17 protein-coding genes are annotated in these 17,507 nt (G+C 56.9%); 6 read left to right on the top strand and 11 right to left on the bottom strand.

Translation table 11 applies throughout. The annotated features are described in order from the left end of the window. Nucleotides 1–96: 96 nt before the first annotated feature. Nucleotides 97–897, top strand: a complete 801-nt coding sequence (locus ACN0WX_RS05625) for an enoyl-CoA hydratase/isomerase family protein (protein WP_417621328.1) — start codon at nt 97–99, stop codon at nt 895–897. Nucleotides 898–901: 4 nt separating this feature from the next. On the opposite strand, the gene ACN0WX_RS05620 is transcribed toward ACN0WX_RS05625, so the two are convergent. After that, entirely contained in the window at nt 902–1,861 is a 960-nt protein-coding gene (locus ACN0WX_RS05620) for an alpha/beta hydrolase (RefSeq protein WP_417621327.1), read from the bottom strand. Between the two features lie 205 nt (nt 1,862–2,066). Between ACN0WX_RS05620 and ACN0WX_RS05615 the strand changes: the two genes are divergently transcribed. Next, a complete protein-coding gene (locus tag ACN0WX_RS05615) occupies nt 2,067–3,182 on the top strand; it encodes an NADH:flavin oxidoreductase (RefSeq protein WP_417621326.1) in 1,116 nt (371 codons plus the stop codon). A 139-nt stretch (nt 3,183–3,321) separates the two neighbouring features. Here ACN0WX_RS05615 and ACN0WX_RS05610 read toward each other — a convergent pair whose 3' ends face one another. From ACN0WX_RS05610 to ACN0WX_RS05575, 8 genes are all read right to left on the bottom strand, one after another. Beyond that, a complete protein-coding gene (locus tag ACN0WX_RS05610) occupies nt 3,322–3,975 on the bottom strand; it encodes a carboxymuconolactone decarboxylase family protein (protein ID WP_417621325.1) in 654 nt (217 codons plus the stop codon). Nucleotides 3,976–3,977: 2 nt separating this feature from the next. Continuing rightward, a complete protein-coding gene (locus ACN0WX_RS05605) occupies nt 3,978–4,280 on the bottom strand; it encodes a DUF1330 domain-containing protein (RefSeq protein WP_417621324.1) in 303 nt (100 codons plus the stop codon). Between the two features lie 16 nt (nt 4,281–4,296). After that, nucleotides 4,297–5,625 carry a spinster family MFS transporter gene (locus tag ACN0WX_RS05600; RefSeq protein WP_417621323.1) on the bottom strand — a complete coding sequence of 443 codons (1,329 nt, stop codon included), beginning with the start codon at nt 5,623–5,625 and terminating at the stop codon, nt 4,297–4,299. Between the two features lie 28 nt (nt 5,626–5,653). After that, entirely contained in the window at nt 5,654–6,409 is a 756-nt protein-coding gene (locus ACN0WX_RS05595) for an SDR family oxidoreductase (RefSeq protein ID WP_417621322.1), read from the bottom strand. After that, nucleotides 6,406–7,620 carry a cytochrome P450 gene (locus ACN0WX_RS05590; RefSeq protein ID WP_417621321.1) on the bottom strand — a complete coding sequence of 405 codons (1,215 nt, stop codon included), beginning with the start codon at nt 7,618–7,620 and terminating at the stop codon, nt 6,406–6,408. The genes ACN0WX_RS05595 and ACN0WX_RS05590 overlap by 4 nt, the downstream gene beginning before the upstream one ends. Next, a complete protein-coding gene (locus ACN0WX_RS05585; RefSeq protein ID WP_417621320.1) occupies nt 7,617–8,666 on the bottom strand; it encodes a dihydrodipicolinate reductase in 1,050 nt (349 codons plus the stop codon). The genes ACN0WX_RS05590 and ACN0WX_RS05585 overlap by 4 nt, the downstream gene beginning before the upstream one ends. Nucleotides 8,667–8,690: 24 nt before the next feature. Continuing rightward, on the bottom strand, nt 8,691–11,018 hold the full coding sequence (locus tag ACN0WX_RS05580) for a TonB-dependent receptor (RefSeq protein ID WP_417621319.1): 2,328 nt from the start codon (nt 11,016–11,018) through the stop codon (nt 8,691–8,693). Between the two features lie 145 nt (nt 11,019–11,163). Next, a complete protein-coding gene (locus tag ACN0WX_RS05575; RefSeq protein WP_417621318.1) occupies nt 11,164–12,825 on the bottom strand; it encodes an MFS transporter in 1,662 nt (553 codons plus the stop codon). Nucleotides 12,826–13,034: 209 nt separating this feature from the next. Here ACN0WX_RS05575 and ACN0WX_RS05570 point away from each other — a divergent pair, with 209 nt between their 5' ends. The 4 genes from ACN0WX_RS05570 (at nt 13,035) to ACN0WX_RS05555 (ending at nt 16,275) form a co-directional block, all read left to right on the top strand. Beyond that, nucleotides 13,035–13,841 carry a helix-turn-helix domain-containing protein gene (locus tag ACN0WX_RS05570; protein ID WP_417621317.1) on the top strand — a complete coding sequence of 269 codons (807 nt, stop codon included), beginning with the start codon at nt 13,035–13,037 and terminating at the stop codon, nt 13,839–13,841. Between the two features lie 98 nt (nt 13,842–13,939). Then, nucleotides 13,940–15,130 carry an aromatic ring-hydroxylating oxygenase subunit alpha gene (locus ACN0WX_RS05565; protein WP_417621316.1) on the top strand — a complete coding sequence of 397 codons (1,191 nt, stop codon included), beginning with the start codon at nt 13,940–13,942 and terminating at the stop codon, nt 15,128–15,130. Continuing rightward, a complete protein-coding gene (locus ACN0WX_RS05560; protein ID WP_417621315.1) occupies nt 15,127–15,465 on the top strand; it encodes a hypothetical protein in 339 nt (112 codons plus the stop codon). The genes ACN0WX_RS05565 and ACN0WX_RS05560 overlap by 4 nt, the downstream gene beginning before the upstream one ends. A gap of 3 nt (nt 15,466–15,468) precedes the next feature. Further along, nucleotides 15,469–16,275, top strand: a complete 807-nt coding sequence (locus ACN0WX_RS05555) for an SDR family NAD(P)-dependent oxidoreductase (protein ID WP_417621314.1) — start codon at nt 15,469–15,471, stop codon at nt 16,273–16,275. A gap of 21 nt (nt 16,276–16,296) precedes the next feature. On the opposite strand, the gene ACN0WX_RS05550 is transcribed toward ACN0WX_RS05555, so the two are convergent. Together ACN0WX_RS05550 and ACN0WX_RS05545 are read right to left on the bottom strand one after the other, a co-directional pair. Continuing rightward, nucleotides 16,297–16,674: a VOC family protein gene (locus ACN0WX_RS05550; protein WP_417621313.1), complete on the bottom strand. Its 378-nt coding sequence runs from the start codon at nt 16,672–16,674 to the stop codon at nt 16,297–16,299. Nucleotide 16,675: 1 nt separating this feature from the next. Then, complete coding sequence (locus tag ACN0WX_RS05545) at nt 16,676–17,497, bottom strand: sugar phosphate isomerase/epimerase family protein (RefSeq protein WP_417621312.1); 822 nt, start codon at nt 17,495–17,497, stop codon at nt 16,676–16,678. Nucleotides 17,498–17,507 lie beyond the last annotated feature (10 nt).

The raw sequence follows: 17,507 nt of genomic DNA, 5'->3' as shown, positions 1-17,507 counted from the left end.
TAAGACGACTTACCCTATGCGCGACAAGGATTATCGCAGGTGCGACGTTTGTATATCGCACCGGCGTGATAGAGGCAGAAAAAAGGACTGATTCCAATGACCCAGGATTTGCCCCAGCTAAAGACTATCGCGCTTGCACGAAACGGTCGTCTGCTCACCATTGCCTTTGCCCGCCCGGATGCGCTGAACGCTTTTGACCAGATAATGCATGATGAATTTCCGGCGGCTCTCGCTTTCGCTCGCGGCGACGAGATGTCGGACGTGATCCTGCTGACCGGCCAGGGTAAGGCTTTTTCAGCCGGGGGAGACTTCGCTCATATCCAGAATAATGCCGACAATCCCGAGTGTTTTGATCATGAAATCGAAATGGCCCGGCAGATTGTCGAAACGCTGATCGATATCGAGAAGCCCGTGGTCTGCCGGATGAATGGCCACGCGGTCGGGCTTGGGGCCACGATCGCATTGCTGTGCGACATAATTTACGCGTCGGACAAGGCGAAGATTGGCGATCCGCATGTCAATATCGGCCTGGTTGCGGGCGATGGCGGTGCGATAGCCTGGCCCCAGAGAATCGGACTGACCCGGGCCAAGGAATATTTGCTGACCGGCGATCTTATCACAGCAGACAAGGCCGTCGAGATCGGGCTGATAAACCGGGCCGTTGATCCGGCCGAGCTTGACGATGCAATCGCAGGCCTGTGCACCAAGCTTCTTGCCAAGCCACAATTTGCCCTGCGCAAGACCAAGGCATTGACCAATATCGAACTGAAGCGCCTTTCCAGTGCGCTCCTGTTACCGGGCATGAATTGGGAATCGGAATCCGTGCGTGACAGCGATCACCGGGAAGCGATCGCGGCGATGATCGAGAAACGGTCGCCGACATTCCGACGGAACTGACCGCCTAACCCGGGTCCGATTTCTTCCCCGCGAGCATTGCCTGTGACTGGTTGAGGATCATAGCCAGATCATCATTGGCCGACGCGATGCCCTTGCGAAAGCTAGCAAAGCCGTGGATCGTGCCCCGCATCTCGCTGAATGCGACTTCACATCCCGCTTGCACCAGTTTTGCCGCAAAAGCCCGTCCTTCATCACGCAATGGATCGAGTGAAGCGGTCGCCAGCACGGAAGGCGCCAGGCCGGCAAGTTCCGCATGCAACGGGCTGTGCCGCCAGTTTTCGGGATCTCCACCATAATGTTGATTGAACAGCGTCATATCTTGCTGATCGAGACCATAGCCATCCGAAAAGGCGGCGCGTGAAGGATAGTCGCGGGTTACATCTGTGCCGGGATAGAGGAGTAGCTGCTGGATGACGGGCAGGCTTGCCGGACTGTCGCGCAGTGCCAGCGCGGTCACGATTGCAAGATTTCCACCCGCGCTATCGCCGCACAGGACGAGGCCGTCAAATTCCCGTTCGAACACTGCCGCATTGGCGGCGATCCAGCGCGCGGCCGCCTCGGCATCATCGGGCGCGGCCGGCCAAGGGGCTTCGGGCGCCAGCCGATATTCAACCGAAACCACCGGCAGATCGAGTTGACGGGCTATCTCGGCCGCCAGGCCCGCATGCGTGCCGATTGAGCCAACGCAAAAACCGCCGCCATGGTAAAATACGACTACCGGCCCTGCGGCGCGACTGGCGCGCGGGTCAAACAGACGCAGCGCCATCGTGCCAGCCGGGCCGGGCATTTCCAGTCCGCGATCGACTGCCAGTTCTCCCACAGGGAGATCTCCCTCCGCCATCACCTCGGGCGGGAGCGTACGGATCATGGCGATCATTTCTTTGGTAAAGGGTGGCCGCGGCTGGGCTTTCAACTGCTCCAGATAGGCCTGTACATCTGGACGGATGAAATTTTCTTCTGACAAATATGCCTCCCTTGGTGACTAGAACCGGCTGCAACAGCCTGTCTTTCTAACCCAATCACTATAGGGCACGTGACTGGCGGTCAAAATGTGAAAGCCCCGAGACGCGAGCATTCGCTCATGCGATGATTTGGAGGAAAGCCACTGCGCCCTTGCGACAGCGGGCGACAATGCGCACGGTTTCAGATGATCACGAGAAAGATTGCCCATGCCGATATCCACTGACGTGCTGTTTACACCCTTCCGCTTGAAATCACTGGAACTCAAGAACCGGATCGTCATGGCGCCCATGACCCGCGGATTCGCCGAAGGTGGCCTGGTCGGAAAAGCACAGGCAGATTATTACCGGCGAAGGGCCGAAGGACAGGTCGGTCTGATCCTGACCGAAGGAACGGTTGTGGATCGTCCCTCATCGCGCAACGAAGCGGGCATCCCCTTTTTCTACGGCGATGCACTGGAAGGATGGCAGGATGTTGCCGAGGCGGTGCATGCAGCGGACGGCAAGATCGCACCACAAATCTGGCACGTCGGGGCGGTCAAGAGCAGCTCCACTGAATATGAGCCCGATGTTCCGTTCGAAAGCCCGTCCGGACTGTTCGGGCCGGGCAAGGCCCGCGGCAATGTGATGAGCGAGACGGATGTCGCCGACACGATCGCCGCCTTTGCCTCGGCAGCGCGCGATGCCAAACGGCTCGGATTCGACGCGGTCGAAGTGCACGGGGCGCATGGCTATATTGTCGACCAGTTTTTCTGGGCCGGCACCAATGAACGCACCGACCGCTGGGGTGGCCCGACCCTCAAAGACCGATCGCTTTTCGCTGCCGAGATGATTGCGGCTATCCGTCATGCGGTCGGGCCGGATTTTCCCCTGATTTTGCGGGTCAGCCAGTGGAAGCAACAGGATTTGACGGCACGGCTCGCCGATACACCCGACACCATGGGCGACTGGCTTATTCCGCTGATCGAAGCCGGCGTCGACATTCTCCATTGTTCGCAACGGCGCTTCTGGGAACCGGAATTTCCGGAAATCGACGGTGAAAACGGCCTGAATTTCGCAGGATGGGCCAAAAAACTGACCGGCGCTGCGACGATCAGCGTCGGATCGGTTGGTCTGGCAACAGATTTCATCAACGTATTTTCCGGACAGAAATCAGAGCCGCAAGGGATTGAAGGCATGATCGAACGAATGGAACGCGGAGAATTCGATCTGATCGCCGTGGGCCGCGCGCTGATCACCGAACCCGATTGGGTTGAAAAAGTCCGCGATGGGCGTTTCGAGGAGATGCAAAGCTTTGACCCGGCGGCCTTGCACAGCCTGTATTAGGCTTTGCTCCATTCAGCGACAAACTGCGCCCTGTTGAACGCGAAACTGTGGTGCCAAACGCCTGACCCGGCTTGCGCCGCAAAGCGCGAGCCATCGTGTCCAGAATAGCGTCTGGCAGCCCCGTTATCGGGAGCCTCCCTCAATAGCCGCGTGTATCGACCCAGTCCTCTTTCTCTCCCGGCTTGTAGGTCTTGCCCGGGGTCCGGCCAGATTTCGTCTTCAGATCGAATCCGATCGGATCGGCTCCGCCTTCGATTTCCACGCCAAAGGCAGACAGTGCCCAGCTGGTCATCACATAATGGCCGATGGTGAACACCAGATCCATCATCTGCTTGGTATTGAAATGGCCAGCCAGAAGATCCCATGTCTGGTCGGTGAGGTTTCCGGCCGTTGTCAGTTCTTCGACCGCATCGAGAATTGCCTTCTCGATCGGATCCCACTGCCCTCCTTCAGGATAGTCCCGGATAGCGGCAATTTCCTCCAGCGACAGTCCCGCGTTCATGCCGTATCCGACATGATTGTGCCATTCGTAGGCCGAATTCGCCTTCACCGCGACGCGCAATATGATGATTTCCAGAATACGCGATGAGAGAGTATTCCCCATCAGCAAATGCTTGCCCCAGATATTATAGGCCTTGCCCAGATCCGGATGGTTGCCCATCACATTCATGATATTGGTCTTGGAGCCTTCTTCCCAGGCATTTGGCTCTCCCCAGAAGGCAAAAACCTCCCTGGTATCGTCAGTCCATTCTTCCCGCGGCACATGATTGATGCGTGGTTTGATAGTGGTCATGATCATATTCCTTCAAACAAGATTACGCGATAGTCTGCAGCCTTGAGGCGATCCGCCATCGCTGCCTGATATTGGGGACTTTCGTACCAGCCACGGGCGTCTTCGATGGTCGGAAATTCGAGTAGCACAACGCCATCTGCATCTTCCCCCTCGAGCGTTTCGAAATGGCCATAAACCGAGAGCGGCTTGATGCCAAAACGGGAGGCATATTCCTCTGCATTGGCGCGGTTGGCCGCGCTGTATGCTTCCATTTTCTGGGGGTCTTTTACTGGACCTTCGCGTGTAAAAATCAGGTAAGCTGGCATAGTCTGTTCCTTCCAATCAATGTCCCATGGCCGGTTCGCTATCTCTCTCAAGATCGGCCAGAGCGGTCCCGTGATCCGCCCGGTAGGTTCGGCTTGCCAACCAAAAGCATATCGCGGCAGGCAGGTAAACGGTGAGCGCGAGCATGAGAGAAATCCGCAAGGATTCCTCACCATATAGCGGGCGAAGCATATCGCTAATCTGCCCCACGATCACCGGTCCGAGGCCAAGGCCGACCAGATTGATCGCAAACATCGCACAAGCCGCAGAGGTCGCCCGGGCCCATACCGGTGCCAGTGTCGTCGCCATGTAGATCATGGGTGCCGCGAACAATCCTGTCAGGAACACCTGGATACCGAACAGGGGAAAGGCAAGATCGGCGGGTCCGTTCAGCGCCAAGAGCACCATGATTACGGCCAGTGCACCGGTAATGATCGGTGTCCACAAGTGCCAGCGCAGGTCCTTTCGCCCGAGAAAGTCCGCCAATGGTCCGCCACAGAGATGGCCGATGACCGAACCCGTTGCCAGGGCCGCACCGAGTTTTGCACCAATTTCCGTCGAGGCGAGACCATGGGTGCGTTCCAGAAAGGCAGGAACCCAGGCCTGCATGCCCATTCCGATCAGCGCCATCAGCGTTGCCGCCAGCATCATGAGCGGAAGCGATCGAATTTGCCAGAGGGCCGCGATGGTTTTGCCAAATGGCGGCTGGTCAAATGCCTGCTGGACACCGTCCGCCAGCCCCGCGCGGACCTCCCTTACCGTGAGCATGAGCAGCGGTGCGACGAGTAATCCGGGGATACCGGCAAGAATGAACGTCCAGCGCCAGCCATATTCGACCACTGCCCAGCCTGCAAAGGCCAGTCCCAAACCCATGCCAATCGGTGCACCGAGAAGATAGATCGACAGCGCCGTACCGCGTTGGCTCCGGGGAAAATAGTCAGCCAGCAACGCCTGCATCGGCGCACTGCCCCCTGCCTCGCCGAATCCCACTCCAACACGGGCGAGGAACAATTGCCAGAAATTGGTAGCGAGACCGCAAACCACGGTCATTGTACTCCATACGGCTACTGCAATGCTGACCACTCCACGGCGCGACCACCGATCCGCCAGCCGTGCAGCCGGGATGGCGGTAATGGTGTAGACAATTGCAAAGGCGAGACCGGTCAGCAGGCCGAGTTGCTGATCCGACAGGCCAAACTCATGCCGGATCGGCTCCACCAGCATCGTCAGAATCTGTCGGTCCATATAGCTGATTGCACCCACAAGCATCGCCATGAAAAGTACCCAGGTGCGACGGGAGAGCGATGGAATCGCGGGCTCTAACGGGTCGCCGGTCGATAATTTCATTGCGTTCTTTCTTCCATCGGGCGGGGCACTACATTGCTGCCGTATCATCGGTCGGGCGTATCAGGATTTGCGAGACATTGGCCCGGCGCGGTAAACTGACGATGAAGCTGATTGCATCGGCGATATCGGAAGGCTGCAACACACCATTACGCGAGACATGGTTGCGCATGGCATCGCGCATCACCGGATCGGAAATAGCCTCGGCCACATCGGTCTCCGTTGCGCCGGGTTCGACAATCGACACGCGCACCCCGTAACTGCCCATTTCCTGACGCAAGCCCTCGGTGAAACCCGTCAGGCCAAACTTGCTTGTCGAATAAGCCCCCATCAGCCCGGCCGCACGCCGCCCGGCGGTCGAGGAAATATTGATGATGTCGCCCTCCCGCTGGGCCTTCATCTGCGGCAGGGCGGCCTTGCAAGTATATATTGTTCCCATCAGATTGACCTCAATGACGCGCCGCCACCGGTCGATTGCCAGGCTCTCCAGTCCGCCGGCGTCGATCATACCCGCCGAATTGACCAGAATATCGATCCGGCCGTGTCTCTCCACCGTCTCTTCCACCATGCGGAAGGCATCCTCTTCACGCGAGACATCTCCAACGACCACGGACGCCTTGCCTCCGCCGTCCGCTATCTCACCAACCAGCGCATCAAGCTTGCTCGCCCGCCGGGCTGCCACGACAGGCTCCACCCCCGCAGCAGCGAGGGATCGCGCCGCCGCGGCACCGATTCCCGACGAGGCCCCGGTCACCAGCGCTACTCTGCCATCAAGGTGATTGTTCATTCCGACCCATCCCTCCTGTCCCAGCACAGCCGCAACCGGTCGACACCGAAGGTACGGCCGGTATGGAATTGCATGGCATCTTCCCCCGCCAACCGGATGTGTGAAAATTGCCGCAGAAATTCTTCGATCACGATGCGAATTTCGCGTTTTGCCAGATGCACGCCGAGACAATTATGAACCCCCGTGCCAAATGCGATGTGGCGCGATTTGCGATCAATCCGGACCCGGTGCGGATCGGCAAACCGGTCCGGATCGCGATTGGCCAGAGCCAAGGGCAAATGGACCTCTTCCCCGGCCTTCATCGCAACGCCGTGAAATTCAAAATCCCTGGCCACGCGGCGATGCGTGACAACCACTGAGTAGGCGCGGGTAAACTCCTCAACGGCTTGCGGTACAAGCTCTGGATGTTCTGCCAGCCGGGCCTGCAAATCAGGGTGCGTCGCAAGATGGTGCATCACCCACCCGAGTGTACTGTAAACCGTATCAAGTCCGCCAACCCAGAGAACATAATACATACCCATCATTTCCAGATGGTCCAGCGGACGGCCTTCGAAATGGCCGTCCACGATCGCCCGGTTGAGTGGATTGGACGGATCAGCCACCTGACGATCCTTGTGGTCGCACAGATATTGGTAAATCGCCCGGGCTGCCCCGACACGGTCGGACACCTCTCCGCCTCTCATCAGATCTTCTTCCCATTTGAGGAAAGTCGGCGCCATGTCCCGCGGCAAATCCATCAGATCGAGAAATATATAGCTAGGAAAGGGCACCGCAAAATCCGCAATGAAATCACATTCTCCCCGAGCCGCAAATATTTGCACAAGCATGGCGCAAGTCTGGCGCACTGCATCCTCAAGCGCCGACATAGCTTTCGGCGTGAAAACCGGATTGAGATTACGGCGATAAGCATGGTGCGCCGGCGGATCGATTTCGATCGGATTGAGCCGCAGGTCGACTCCGATCATCTCCCCGATCATCCCCGGCCGCTCAGCCGAAAAATGTTCATGATCAAGGAAGATTTCGTCGATCAGATCATGGCGGGTCGCTATCCAGCCAGGCCTGCCATAGGCCGCGTCCGTGGCCCAGATCAGGGGCGGCCCTGCATGCAGGCGTGACGCGGCGAGGAACGGATCTTCCATCTCTGCGGTGAACCGGTCGAAGCTGTGGTCCCACACCAGCGCCGGCGGTATATGGGCCGGGATATTATTCATTCGCCCAACCACGCAACGACTTGCGCCAGATCGGCCGTGGTGCGAATTCCCGCCGGAGCCGCGCAGACGGCCGGCACGGCATTGACCGCTCGATGTGCAGTGAGGCCGGGAGTGAAAGCTGCATAATCCTCTGGCGCGACAGGAAAAGCGATGGCCACATCGAGCGGCGTGTCGCCCGCGACCTGTATCCGCCAACCGGATTCGCGCAGATTCCAATCGGTATTTTCGATCCGGTCCGATGCATACCAATGCGCCCGGAAACGAAAGCGCAGCCGATCATCGCAAAAGCCGGATATGGTAATGCGCTGGGCAGCGATACTGCCCTTGCCGATTTCTCCAGCAGCAATTTTAATGGTCTCGCTGGCAGGCGAATAATCACCATGAGCTTCCCAGCGATCGATCGTGATTCCGCTGGCCTTCGCAACCTGCGCCAGAGACGCCGCAAAATCTGTTTTCACGAAATCCGCGCTGGCCTGATTGAAAGCAGTCATCGGCTTGCCGAAGCCCATGATCTCGAACAGCAGTTGCGGTGAATTGCGGGAGCCGACATCGGCAAATTCATCTATCGTCAGACAATCCAGTCGCCGCGACAGGGATAACAACGGGAGAGCAAGGGCCTCGGTGACAAAGCCGGGACTGGAACCCGTGCTGTAGATGGAGCTGTTGCCATCGCTGCAAGCCTGCTCGATCTTTTGCCGAGCCGCGCCCTCCATCATGGGCGGATGGTGAAAATCACCCCTTGTGGTGACGACATTCTTGCCCGAGGCGAGCATTTTGCAAAGCTCGTCGATATCGGTGCCTTGCCGCATGTAGAGCACACAATCAGCATCCTGTTCGATCAGCTCCGATGCGGAATTTGTCGAGACTATACCGGTTGCATTCTCTAGCCCGCAAAGCTCGGCCGCATCCAGGCCGCGCTTTGCCTCCGCGCTAACCCAGAGGCCGGCGAGTTCCAGCCCTGGATGCTCGACCAGTGCCCGCAACGAACGGGCACCGATATTACCGGTCGCCCATTGGATGATCTTCAATGGCTGTTGCGCATCCATCTATATCCTCCAGCTATCGACCAGTTAATATTTGAAGCCGGCAGAAATGCCCCAGGTCGCCGGGCTGGCCCAGACGCTGCCGATACCAAGCGTGTTGAACAGCACCTGCGACCGGTAGCTCCGATTGGTTAGGTTATCACCGAAAACAGCAATCGAGAAACGGTCTGCGGCATCTTTCCATTCGGCACGCAGCGACAATAGTTCATAGCCTTTCTGTCGGAATTGCTGCTCGGGGTCGAAAAAGAAGGATGAGGTATAATAGAGATTTCCAGAAAGGGTCAGACCACCGCTATTGCCCAGATCGAGTTCGTAGCTGGCACCCAGATTACCTGTGAATTCAGGCGCGCGCTGCATTTTGAAGCCCGAGGCATCGGTGGACGTCTGTACCAGTGCCCCAGGCCCAAAGCCGCCCAGCGCTTGCGGCACACACCATAAGGGAGTCAGCGCAGCTGCCGCCGGATCGCAAAAGCTGTAAAACGGGGCATTGGGGAAGGATTTGTAGCGTGCATGTGTCCATGAAGCGCCGGCGAATATATTGAAAGCATCCGTAGCGCGGAATTGCACCTGCCCCTCCAGACCATAAATTTCCGACGATGCGGCGTTCCGGATCTGCGCGGCCCCATTCTGGAAACTCGATACCTGCAGATTCTTATAGTCATAGTAAAAGCCGGCCAGATCCAGCGAAAGGCGGCTTCCGGCATATTTGTAACCAAGCTCGAACGCATCGATTTCCTCGGGCTCGACAGGCTGCTGGGACAGACCACCAACGTTAAGAATCCCCGCCTTGTATCCGCGCGTGTAGGAAGCGTAGAGGCTTGATCGTTCATCGGGTTTAAACCGGATGGCCGCCCGCGGAGTGAAGCTGTCATTCTTGAGTTTGTCGACCGCGATTCGCGTGCCCGGGGCACCGTTAAAGGGCACAGTTTCGTCGTTTGGTCCGATATAGCTGGTGGTGAACGGATTGGCCGTGAAATAGGCATCGTCCACGATATCATGGCTGTAGCGTCCGCCGGCCGTGAGGAAAAGACGGTCGGTCAGTTCGTACGTTACGTCCAGAAACGCAGCATAGGATGTTGTGGTTGTACTGGACCCGCCAAAGTCGAAAAAGGGTGCAAGGCCAAAGGAAGCATCCACATCCCAGGTGTCCCGCACCCGGAAATAGTTCAGGCCTGCCGTCCATTGCAGAGGTCCGCCCGGCTTGGAATTCAACAGAAATTCCTGTGACCAGGTCTCGTCATCCACTCCGACATAAATGTTGAAAAACGGAAGGGCGGTAGCATCCAGATCACCAAAATAGGGAGATTGGTCGTTGCGATACTGGGAATAGGATATCAGCTCGGCGAAACCCAGATCGGCGGTGAGCGATATCTGGGCGTTGTCGCTGTTGGTTTTGAAACTGACTGGCGGATTGAGCAATATCTCGCCGGGATTTGTCGCATAGGTGCCCGGCGGCGCAAAGAAATATACCAGCGGCAGTCCTTGTGAGCTATTGGCACCATATATCGCCTGCCCTGCCGCAGAAACCTGTGACAGGAAACCAGCTTCCCCTGTCTGGTCAACAAAAGCATTGACCAGCTGGGTGGTCGGATCACGTGATTCCGTATGGGTATATCGTAGCAGGATGGAAACCGTGTCCGACAATTCCGCCTTGAGGCCAGCCCGCAATGACCAGTTCTGGAAATCGCCAATCTCGTCATCACCGTTGGTCAGGTCGGTGAAATAACCATCCCCCCTGCGGAACTGTCCTTCGACATCCATCGCGACAGTATCGCTGAGCCCTGTGGTGCCATAGGCCTGTAATGTCACCGCGTTGAAGCGACCATAGGCGGCCTTGAACTCGGCAGCGGGCTCGAACGAAGGCTCCGCGGTAGTCACCAGAATGGCACCACCGGTCGTATTGCGGCCAAATAGCGTACCCTGGGGACCCTTGAGCACCTGAATACTATCAACCTTCAGCAGATCGAAGTCCGATACATAGGTATTCGACTGGAAGAAGCCATCAACATATATCCCGACATTCGGGCCACCCCCTGACGTGGTAATCGCCGTTCCGACACCGCGGATGGTGGGTTGCACCGCCGGTCCCTGGGAATCAAAACGCAGCGACGGGGTCAGTTTTGCGATATCCGAAAGTTCCTGCACGCCAGCAGCTTCGAGACGCGCGTTATCGATCGCGGTGATACTGATCGGAACGTCAACCGACGCCTCCTCCCGCCGCTGGGCAGTGACGATAATGATGCCACTATTGTCGCTTTCCGCTGCTCCACTCATGCCTTGTGCACGAGCCGGCTGCAATGACGTGGTACATACCAAAGTGGCAATAAGAGCCCTGCGGAGCGCGGGTGCATTCATATAATCATCCTCTCGTTTACGGGCATAGACCGGCTGCCCCCTCAACGGACTTGCCGCGTTTTGACAGGAAAGGTCACCTGCAAATTGTCGAGATAGCGGATTAATCGTGTTGGCGATGACCAGATTGGAGGCCTAAAAACTGCCCTCAGGGTGTCAAAAAATCAGTCGCTTCGCCCTTGGGGTCGATGGATTCAGAGCGCCAGCGGACCGAACCAAAAGGCCGATCAAGACGCCTGCGGACAACCTTCTGTGTCCCCGCTATCAAATATTGATCAACCCTCTTTTGCGCTGCGCGATCGGCTGAGGTCTGTCGATCACGAATACGCAAATAATCGGCCCAAGTGGGACAATGATAGCGTTCGGTCCATAAGGTCGGATCAGCGATATCGCGTGCAATTGACCAGTCGTATCCTCCATTGCGCAAACGCAACGGCCGCAATTTTATCGCCTCATTGTAAAAATCTCGGGCATCGTCGCGCGACACTTGAGAATCAATCTCGATCACAATGGGGCCGGATCTCATCGTCAGTTGCAAACCGATTTCAGGTTCCGAATCAAGGCGGACCGCTTCGGCCTGTTCGGGGGACTCGTCACCGAGAGGTAACAAGACGGAAATCAACGGCAGAAGCGCCATGCAGCAGCCCGATGCAATCACGGCCGAGTCTACCGACCATATATTCGCAAACACTCCCCAGCCCCACGCGCCAAAGGCGATTCCGCCCGTCATGGCCGATGCAAATAGCGACAATGCGCGGGCGAGCACCCAGCGGGGAGCCGAAAGCTGAATCGTTACATTATAAAGGGCTATGACCAATATATTGGCAGCGCCGGCTGCGAACATTGCTATGCATGTGACCACCAGATTTGTGCTCAATCCAGCCACGATCAGCCCGGAACCGCCAACCACCATCAGAAAACGGCTGGCGAATTCGGTGCCGAACCTTTCCCGGAAAGAGCTGACGAAGAGCGCACCAAATACGGCTCCGGCACCGCTTGCGCCGAGCAAAACCCCGTAGGTTGCCGCATCGCCACCCAACAGGTCGCGCGCTATCAGCGGAGCAAGTGCCGATGCCGTAGCACCAGTCAAACCGAACAGGAATACCCGGACAAGACTGCGCATCAACATCGGCGAATGGAACACATATCGCGTTCCGGACACAATCGCCCTGCCAATTCCCTCGGGCGGCAATCGCGGCGGCACCTGCTCCCGGCGCCAAAAGAAAAACGCAACCAGAAGCGGAAAATACAACACGGCGTTGAGCCCGAAAGCCACCTGGGCACCCAAGGCAAGAACAATGATGCCACCCAGTGCCGGTCCGAAACTGCGCGCGACGTTATAGCTGATCGTGCCGAGTGCCACTGCTGCGGGCAGATTCTTCGGACTAACCTGTTCGTTGATGGAAGCCGACCATGCCGGACTGTACACAGCCACGCCTACGCCGATGAGGAAACAAAATATCAAGAGGACCCATGGCGTAGCAAGTCCCGAAATCGCGAGAACCATCAAAATCGATGCAGACAATATGGATACACCCAGGCCAGACATGGCTACTTTCCGCCTGTCGAACATGTCGGCAAGTGCGCCGGCCGGCACGGATGCCAGCATGATCGGCAGCATCATTGCGGTTTGCACGAGCGCCACCATTGCCGCGGACGAGGTCAGTCTCGTCATCTCCCACGCGGCACCGACGCCGAGAATCAACTGCCCCAAATTCCCCAAAACGCTGGCCAACCAGATTCGACGGAACACAGTCTCCTTCAGGGGAGAAAAAGGGTGAACGCGATTGGCGGCTGAGCTTCTGGACATAACACTCCCATGGCGAAGGCCGTAACAAAGAACAATTCCAATCGGCCTATGGCCGTAAACATTTGCGCTGAGCGGCCCAGATATCGTTTTGGCGATGCTCGATATCGCTCTAGCGACACAAAAATGAAGCAGGTTCATTTTTTCTATTGACTCTCCATCTGCTCTAATCAACAATGTTGTTCATTAAAAGATAATTGGGAGAGAATCGCATGCAGTCCGCTGTTTCAAACAAAGCAAAAATCGCGAAACGCGTGATCGAGGTTTTGGATTATTTCGATTTTGATCATCCAACCGCAACAGTCATGGACATTGTTCGGCGCTACGACCGACCACAATCCAGTACCTCGGAACTGCTTTCAACATTGGTCGATCTGGGCCTGCTTTACAAAGATCTCGCGACGCGCTCCTATACACTTACCCCACGCGCTGCGATGCTCGGCTCCACCACCCAGCCCGATTTTGTTCGCGACGGACGCCTCGGCAGTCTGGTTGACAATCTGGCGGCACAAACCAGTCTTTCCGTCGGTGTTTTCGGAATGGTTGGTCTGGAGGCACAAATTTTCTCCTGGCACAATGGCGAGCCGCCCTTGAAGGCATCCACTGCAAAGGGCATCTATGGTGGAATGCAGGAAAGCCTCTCGGAAAGCGCCGTCGGCTGGCTGCTGCTTTCAACGGTCGAAAAACAACGACGCGATGGCATGATCCGTCGCCTGAATGCCGAAGCTTCGGAAGATAAACAATTCTGCTTCCCGGAAATGGTCAAAACGGTTGAACGTGCGCGCGATTGCGGACATGTCCACGGAAAGATGGGCTTCGGTTCGATTGCTGATGTTTGTGCGGTTCTGGTCAAGGGCCCCGGCATGGCGCGCCCCATGGCATTGGGTATTGTATACGAACCGGGCGAGAATACGGATATCGAAGCCATGACTGCCCTTCTTCAGGACGCAGTTGCATCTTGTGTCGAGCGTCCTGAAGAAACCAACACAGAGGCTTTTCAACACGCACAGGCTGCCTGACCAAGGCTGCGCACTTTGCATGACAGGATCAGCAGGCAACGCGCCTCGGCGATCATTCGCTGCGATCGGATATGAATATCTATATGGAGAGTTAATCTGTGAACGTTGAACAATCAAACTTCACTCCGATATCTCAGGATAATGTTGCTTTTTTGGGAACCCGTCCCATTCCGGCGAAACCTTATTATGATCCAGAATGGTTTGAGCTGGAACGGGAGGCAGTCTTCCGTCGCAGCTGGCAGTGTATCGGGCATGTTTGCGAACTGCCCGAGGCCGGCAGCTTCATCCGGCGCGAGCTAGAAGTCCTGCGGGCTTCATTGCTGATTGTCCGTTCCAAAGACGGCACTCTTCGTGCCTTTCACAATGTCTGCACGCATCGCGGCACCCAATTGGTGGAAGAAGCCCAGGGAAAGCGCAGCCGGTTTTCCTGCCCCTATCATATGTGGACCTTTGGATCCGACGGGGAACTCGTCTCGGCCCCGGATTTCGAACAGTTCAATGTGAGCAAGGAAGATTGCGCACTCAAGCAAGTGGCGATTGACATCTGCGCGGGCTTGATCTTCGTCTTCGTTGGTGATGATCCTCCACCGCTGCGAGATTGGTTGGGGCCGCTCGCGGAGCAGATGGAAACCTTGCCGGTCAGCCGCGCCACGACGTTCAGCGAATATAGTTACGAAATCGATGCCAACTGGAAGCTGACTTATGACAATTTCCAGGAAAACTACCATTTGCGGTTCATCCATCCCCGCAGCGGTCAGTCCGCCTGCGCTCCCGACAATCCTTTCGGATATCCAAAAGACTTCGGTTTTATCGGGCCGCATCGGACCCAGACAATCTGGACCAACCCCAATCCCGACCCTGCTCCATTTCTCAGCACGGCCTTTGCCCGCCTGATCCCTGGCGCGACGGCAAAAAATTTGCTCGCCACGCCTTATGGCCGGCAATATTTTGCACTGTTCCCGAGCTTCTTCATGCTCGGCACACCATTGCAAAATTTCGTCCATATCGTTTACCCGATCAGCGCAGAGAAATCGCGCGGAGTGATCCGGCTTTACTGGGTGGATGACGATGCAAATGCGAGTGAACGCTTTGGGCGCGAGGCGATCATGGTCACAGCCCGGGATGTACACAGCGAAGATGTCGATGTTATCGAAGCCGGCCAGCGCGGGCTGTCGAGCGGAGCCTTGACGCATATCCACATGCAGACGCAGGAATCACTTTGTCGCCACTTGTTCAACACGGTTGAAGAGATGGTCGAATCCTATCTTGGCGAAAGGGCCGAAGCATGAGCACACTCCTGCCCGACGGCTTTGAGGACTTGACCCAATTTGTCGAGGACTGGGCTGCTCCCGACGCTGCCGCACGGGATGCTTTGCGCGGATCGATGCCGATCGGCGATCGACAGGTGTTTTACGATGCATTCATGCCTCGCCTCGCGGAATCACTCGATCTGCTAGACAAGACACCCCTTTCTGCCCATGACCAGGCACAGACCAATCTGATGCGTCTGGCTCTCAGCTTTTCCCATATAGCGCAAGCTCAGGAAGTTCAGGGGCCGGACGAAACCAAACATGCGCGAAGCAGAATGCGATTGCCCATCATCTGTGCGCCTGCGGATTCCTGATCAATGGATACTGCTCTCTCCAATAAAACGGTAGTTGTTACCGGAGCTACGGCCAATATCGGACGTGCCATTGCCCTCGCCTTTGCTGATGAAGGGGCCAATATACTGGCCGTCGGCAGAGATGAAGAGGCAGGAGCGAGGCTGGTCGAAGCGGCCAAAGTCCGCGATGCGGGAAAAATCACATTTCTGGCCGTCGATATGCTGGAAAAAGACGCCGCACAAAAAATCCTGACTGCAGCAGAAAAAATCGGGCCGGTCGACATTCTCGTCAATAATGTCGGTGGCAATGTCGGCGCCGGCTTTTTCGCCGATTCCGATCCCGAAACCTGGCAGGGAGACATTGATATCAATTTTGGAACCATGTTGCGCATGACCCATGCTGTGCTGCCATCGATGATCAGCCGGAAGACCGGGGCAATCGTCAACATCGGGTCGACTGCAGGAATCGTTGGCGATTATATGTTGCCGCTTTATTCCGCCATGAAGGCTGCGGTCCATGGCTTCACCAAGATTCTTGCCAAGGAAGTCGGCCAGCACGGCATACGGGTCAATTGCGTAGCGCCCTATGGCACCATGTCGAACGACCCCGAAGCCTTCAGCAGCGGCAGTCGCTTTCGCGGCGATTTTTTCGCCAAGCTGTTCAAAGGTACCAGTCCCGAGGATGCCGCGAAGCGCGCGAGAAAAACCGTGGTTGGGCGCCCGATGGCCATGCCGGAGGAAGTCGCTTCTCTGGTTGTCTGGCTGGCATCCGGCAATGCCGGGTTTGTTACCGGGCAAGTCTACCCGGTCGACGGGGGCTCGCTGCTTTAGGTCACGTGCCCGAACGGACTCCTAAGCAGGTCCGAACCGATAGATCACCCATTTATTGCCATCAAGGTCACGGAAATAGGCACCATAGAATCCGTTCGGATCATCGCCGCGTATACCGGGACTGCCTTCGTCTGTCCCGCCCAATGCGAGCGCTTTTGCATGGACGGCATCGACCATCTCACGGCTTTTGGCTTCGATTGTAAGCTGATTGCCATTGCCTGCTGAGGCTTCCCCGGCGAAAGGCCTCCCGATCAGGAATATGGAGCCACCTTCAGCTTGGTAGGCCACCAGATCAGCGCGTTCCATCACTACTTTTGCTCCGGTCAGTTCAGCAATTGCATCATAAAATCGCTTTGCTCTTTCCAGATCATTCGTCCCAAAACGTCCGCCTGCAATCATCCTACACTCCCAATTTCAAAATATTTCTGGCTGCGGTTACGGCTGGTTGCATCCGCTCCGCCGGATCTGTCACAGCGCTGGCCAATTCGATATTCGGTATTTCCAGGCCAATCGGAATGTCATGCGGCAGCGCGGCCACTAATTCCGCCAGCGGCAATTCACCTAGCCCCGGTGCCAGCCGAGCATTCATAGCCTCGTCCATATAGTTGGGAAAAGCGGACACCAGCGGTACATCGCTAAGCTGGGCATAACCGATCTGCGTCGGATCAAGGGCAGCAATTTCAGCCACCGTCCCGCCGGAACGGAACAAATGCATCGAGTCAATCAGCAGCTTGAAATTGGGCATATCGACCGCCCGCAAAGCCTCCAGCGCCTGCGCGCAATTGGCGATAGCCAGTTCCGGACCGAATTCGATCGTTACCAGCATATCGCGTGCTGCGGCCATTTCCGTCAGCAAAGCCAATTCCTCTATGGCCCGGACATTGTCCGGTTCCATGCACACGGCCCCCAATCCGCGCGCGCCAAGCTCGGCCATGATATCCACGTCGCGTTCGCGCTCGGCAACATTGATCTGCGGACGAATGCCGAAACCTTCACCGAGAGAGATGCTGACTTCGTGGTCGCGCAGGGCAGCGATCATCTCCCGCCGCAATTGCGGATCATCCCGCAGCGACCAGTCGGGAAAGCCGAACGGGTTAAACGGCCCCGGCAATTGTGTCAGGCCGCTGGAGATGTGCGCACAGCCCAGCCGAGCGGCAAGACCAACCTGTTCGAGTATCGGAAGCCCGTGGGAGCTGAGCATTTCAATGCCAAGACGATTCATGCTGGCAGTC

It is taken from the genome of Parasphingorhabdus sp. (genome assembly GCF_048269915.1).
In the GTDB taxonomy this organism is placed as follows: Bacteria; Pseudomonadota; Alphaproteobacteria; order Sphingomonadales; family Sphingomonadaceae; genus Parasphingorhabdus.
The sequence above is the reverse complement of the archived record's forward strand: the minus strand, read 5'-3'. Positions and strand labels throughout refer to the sequence as shown.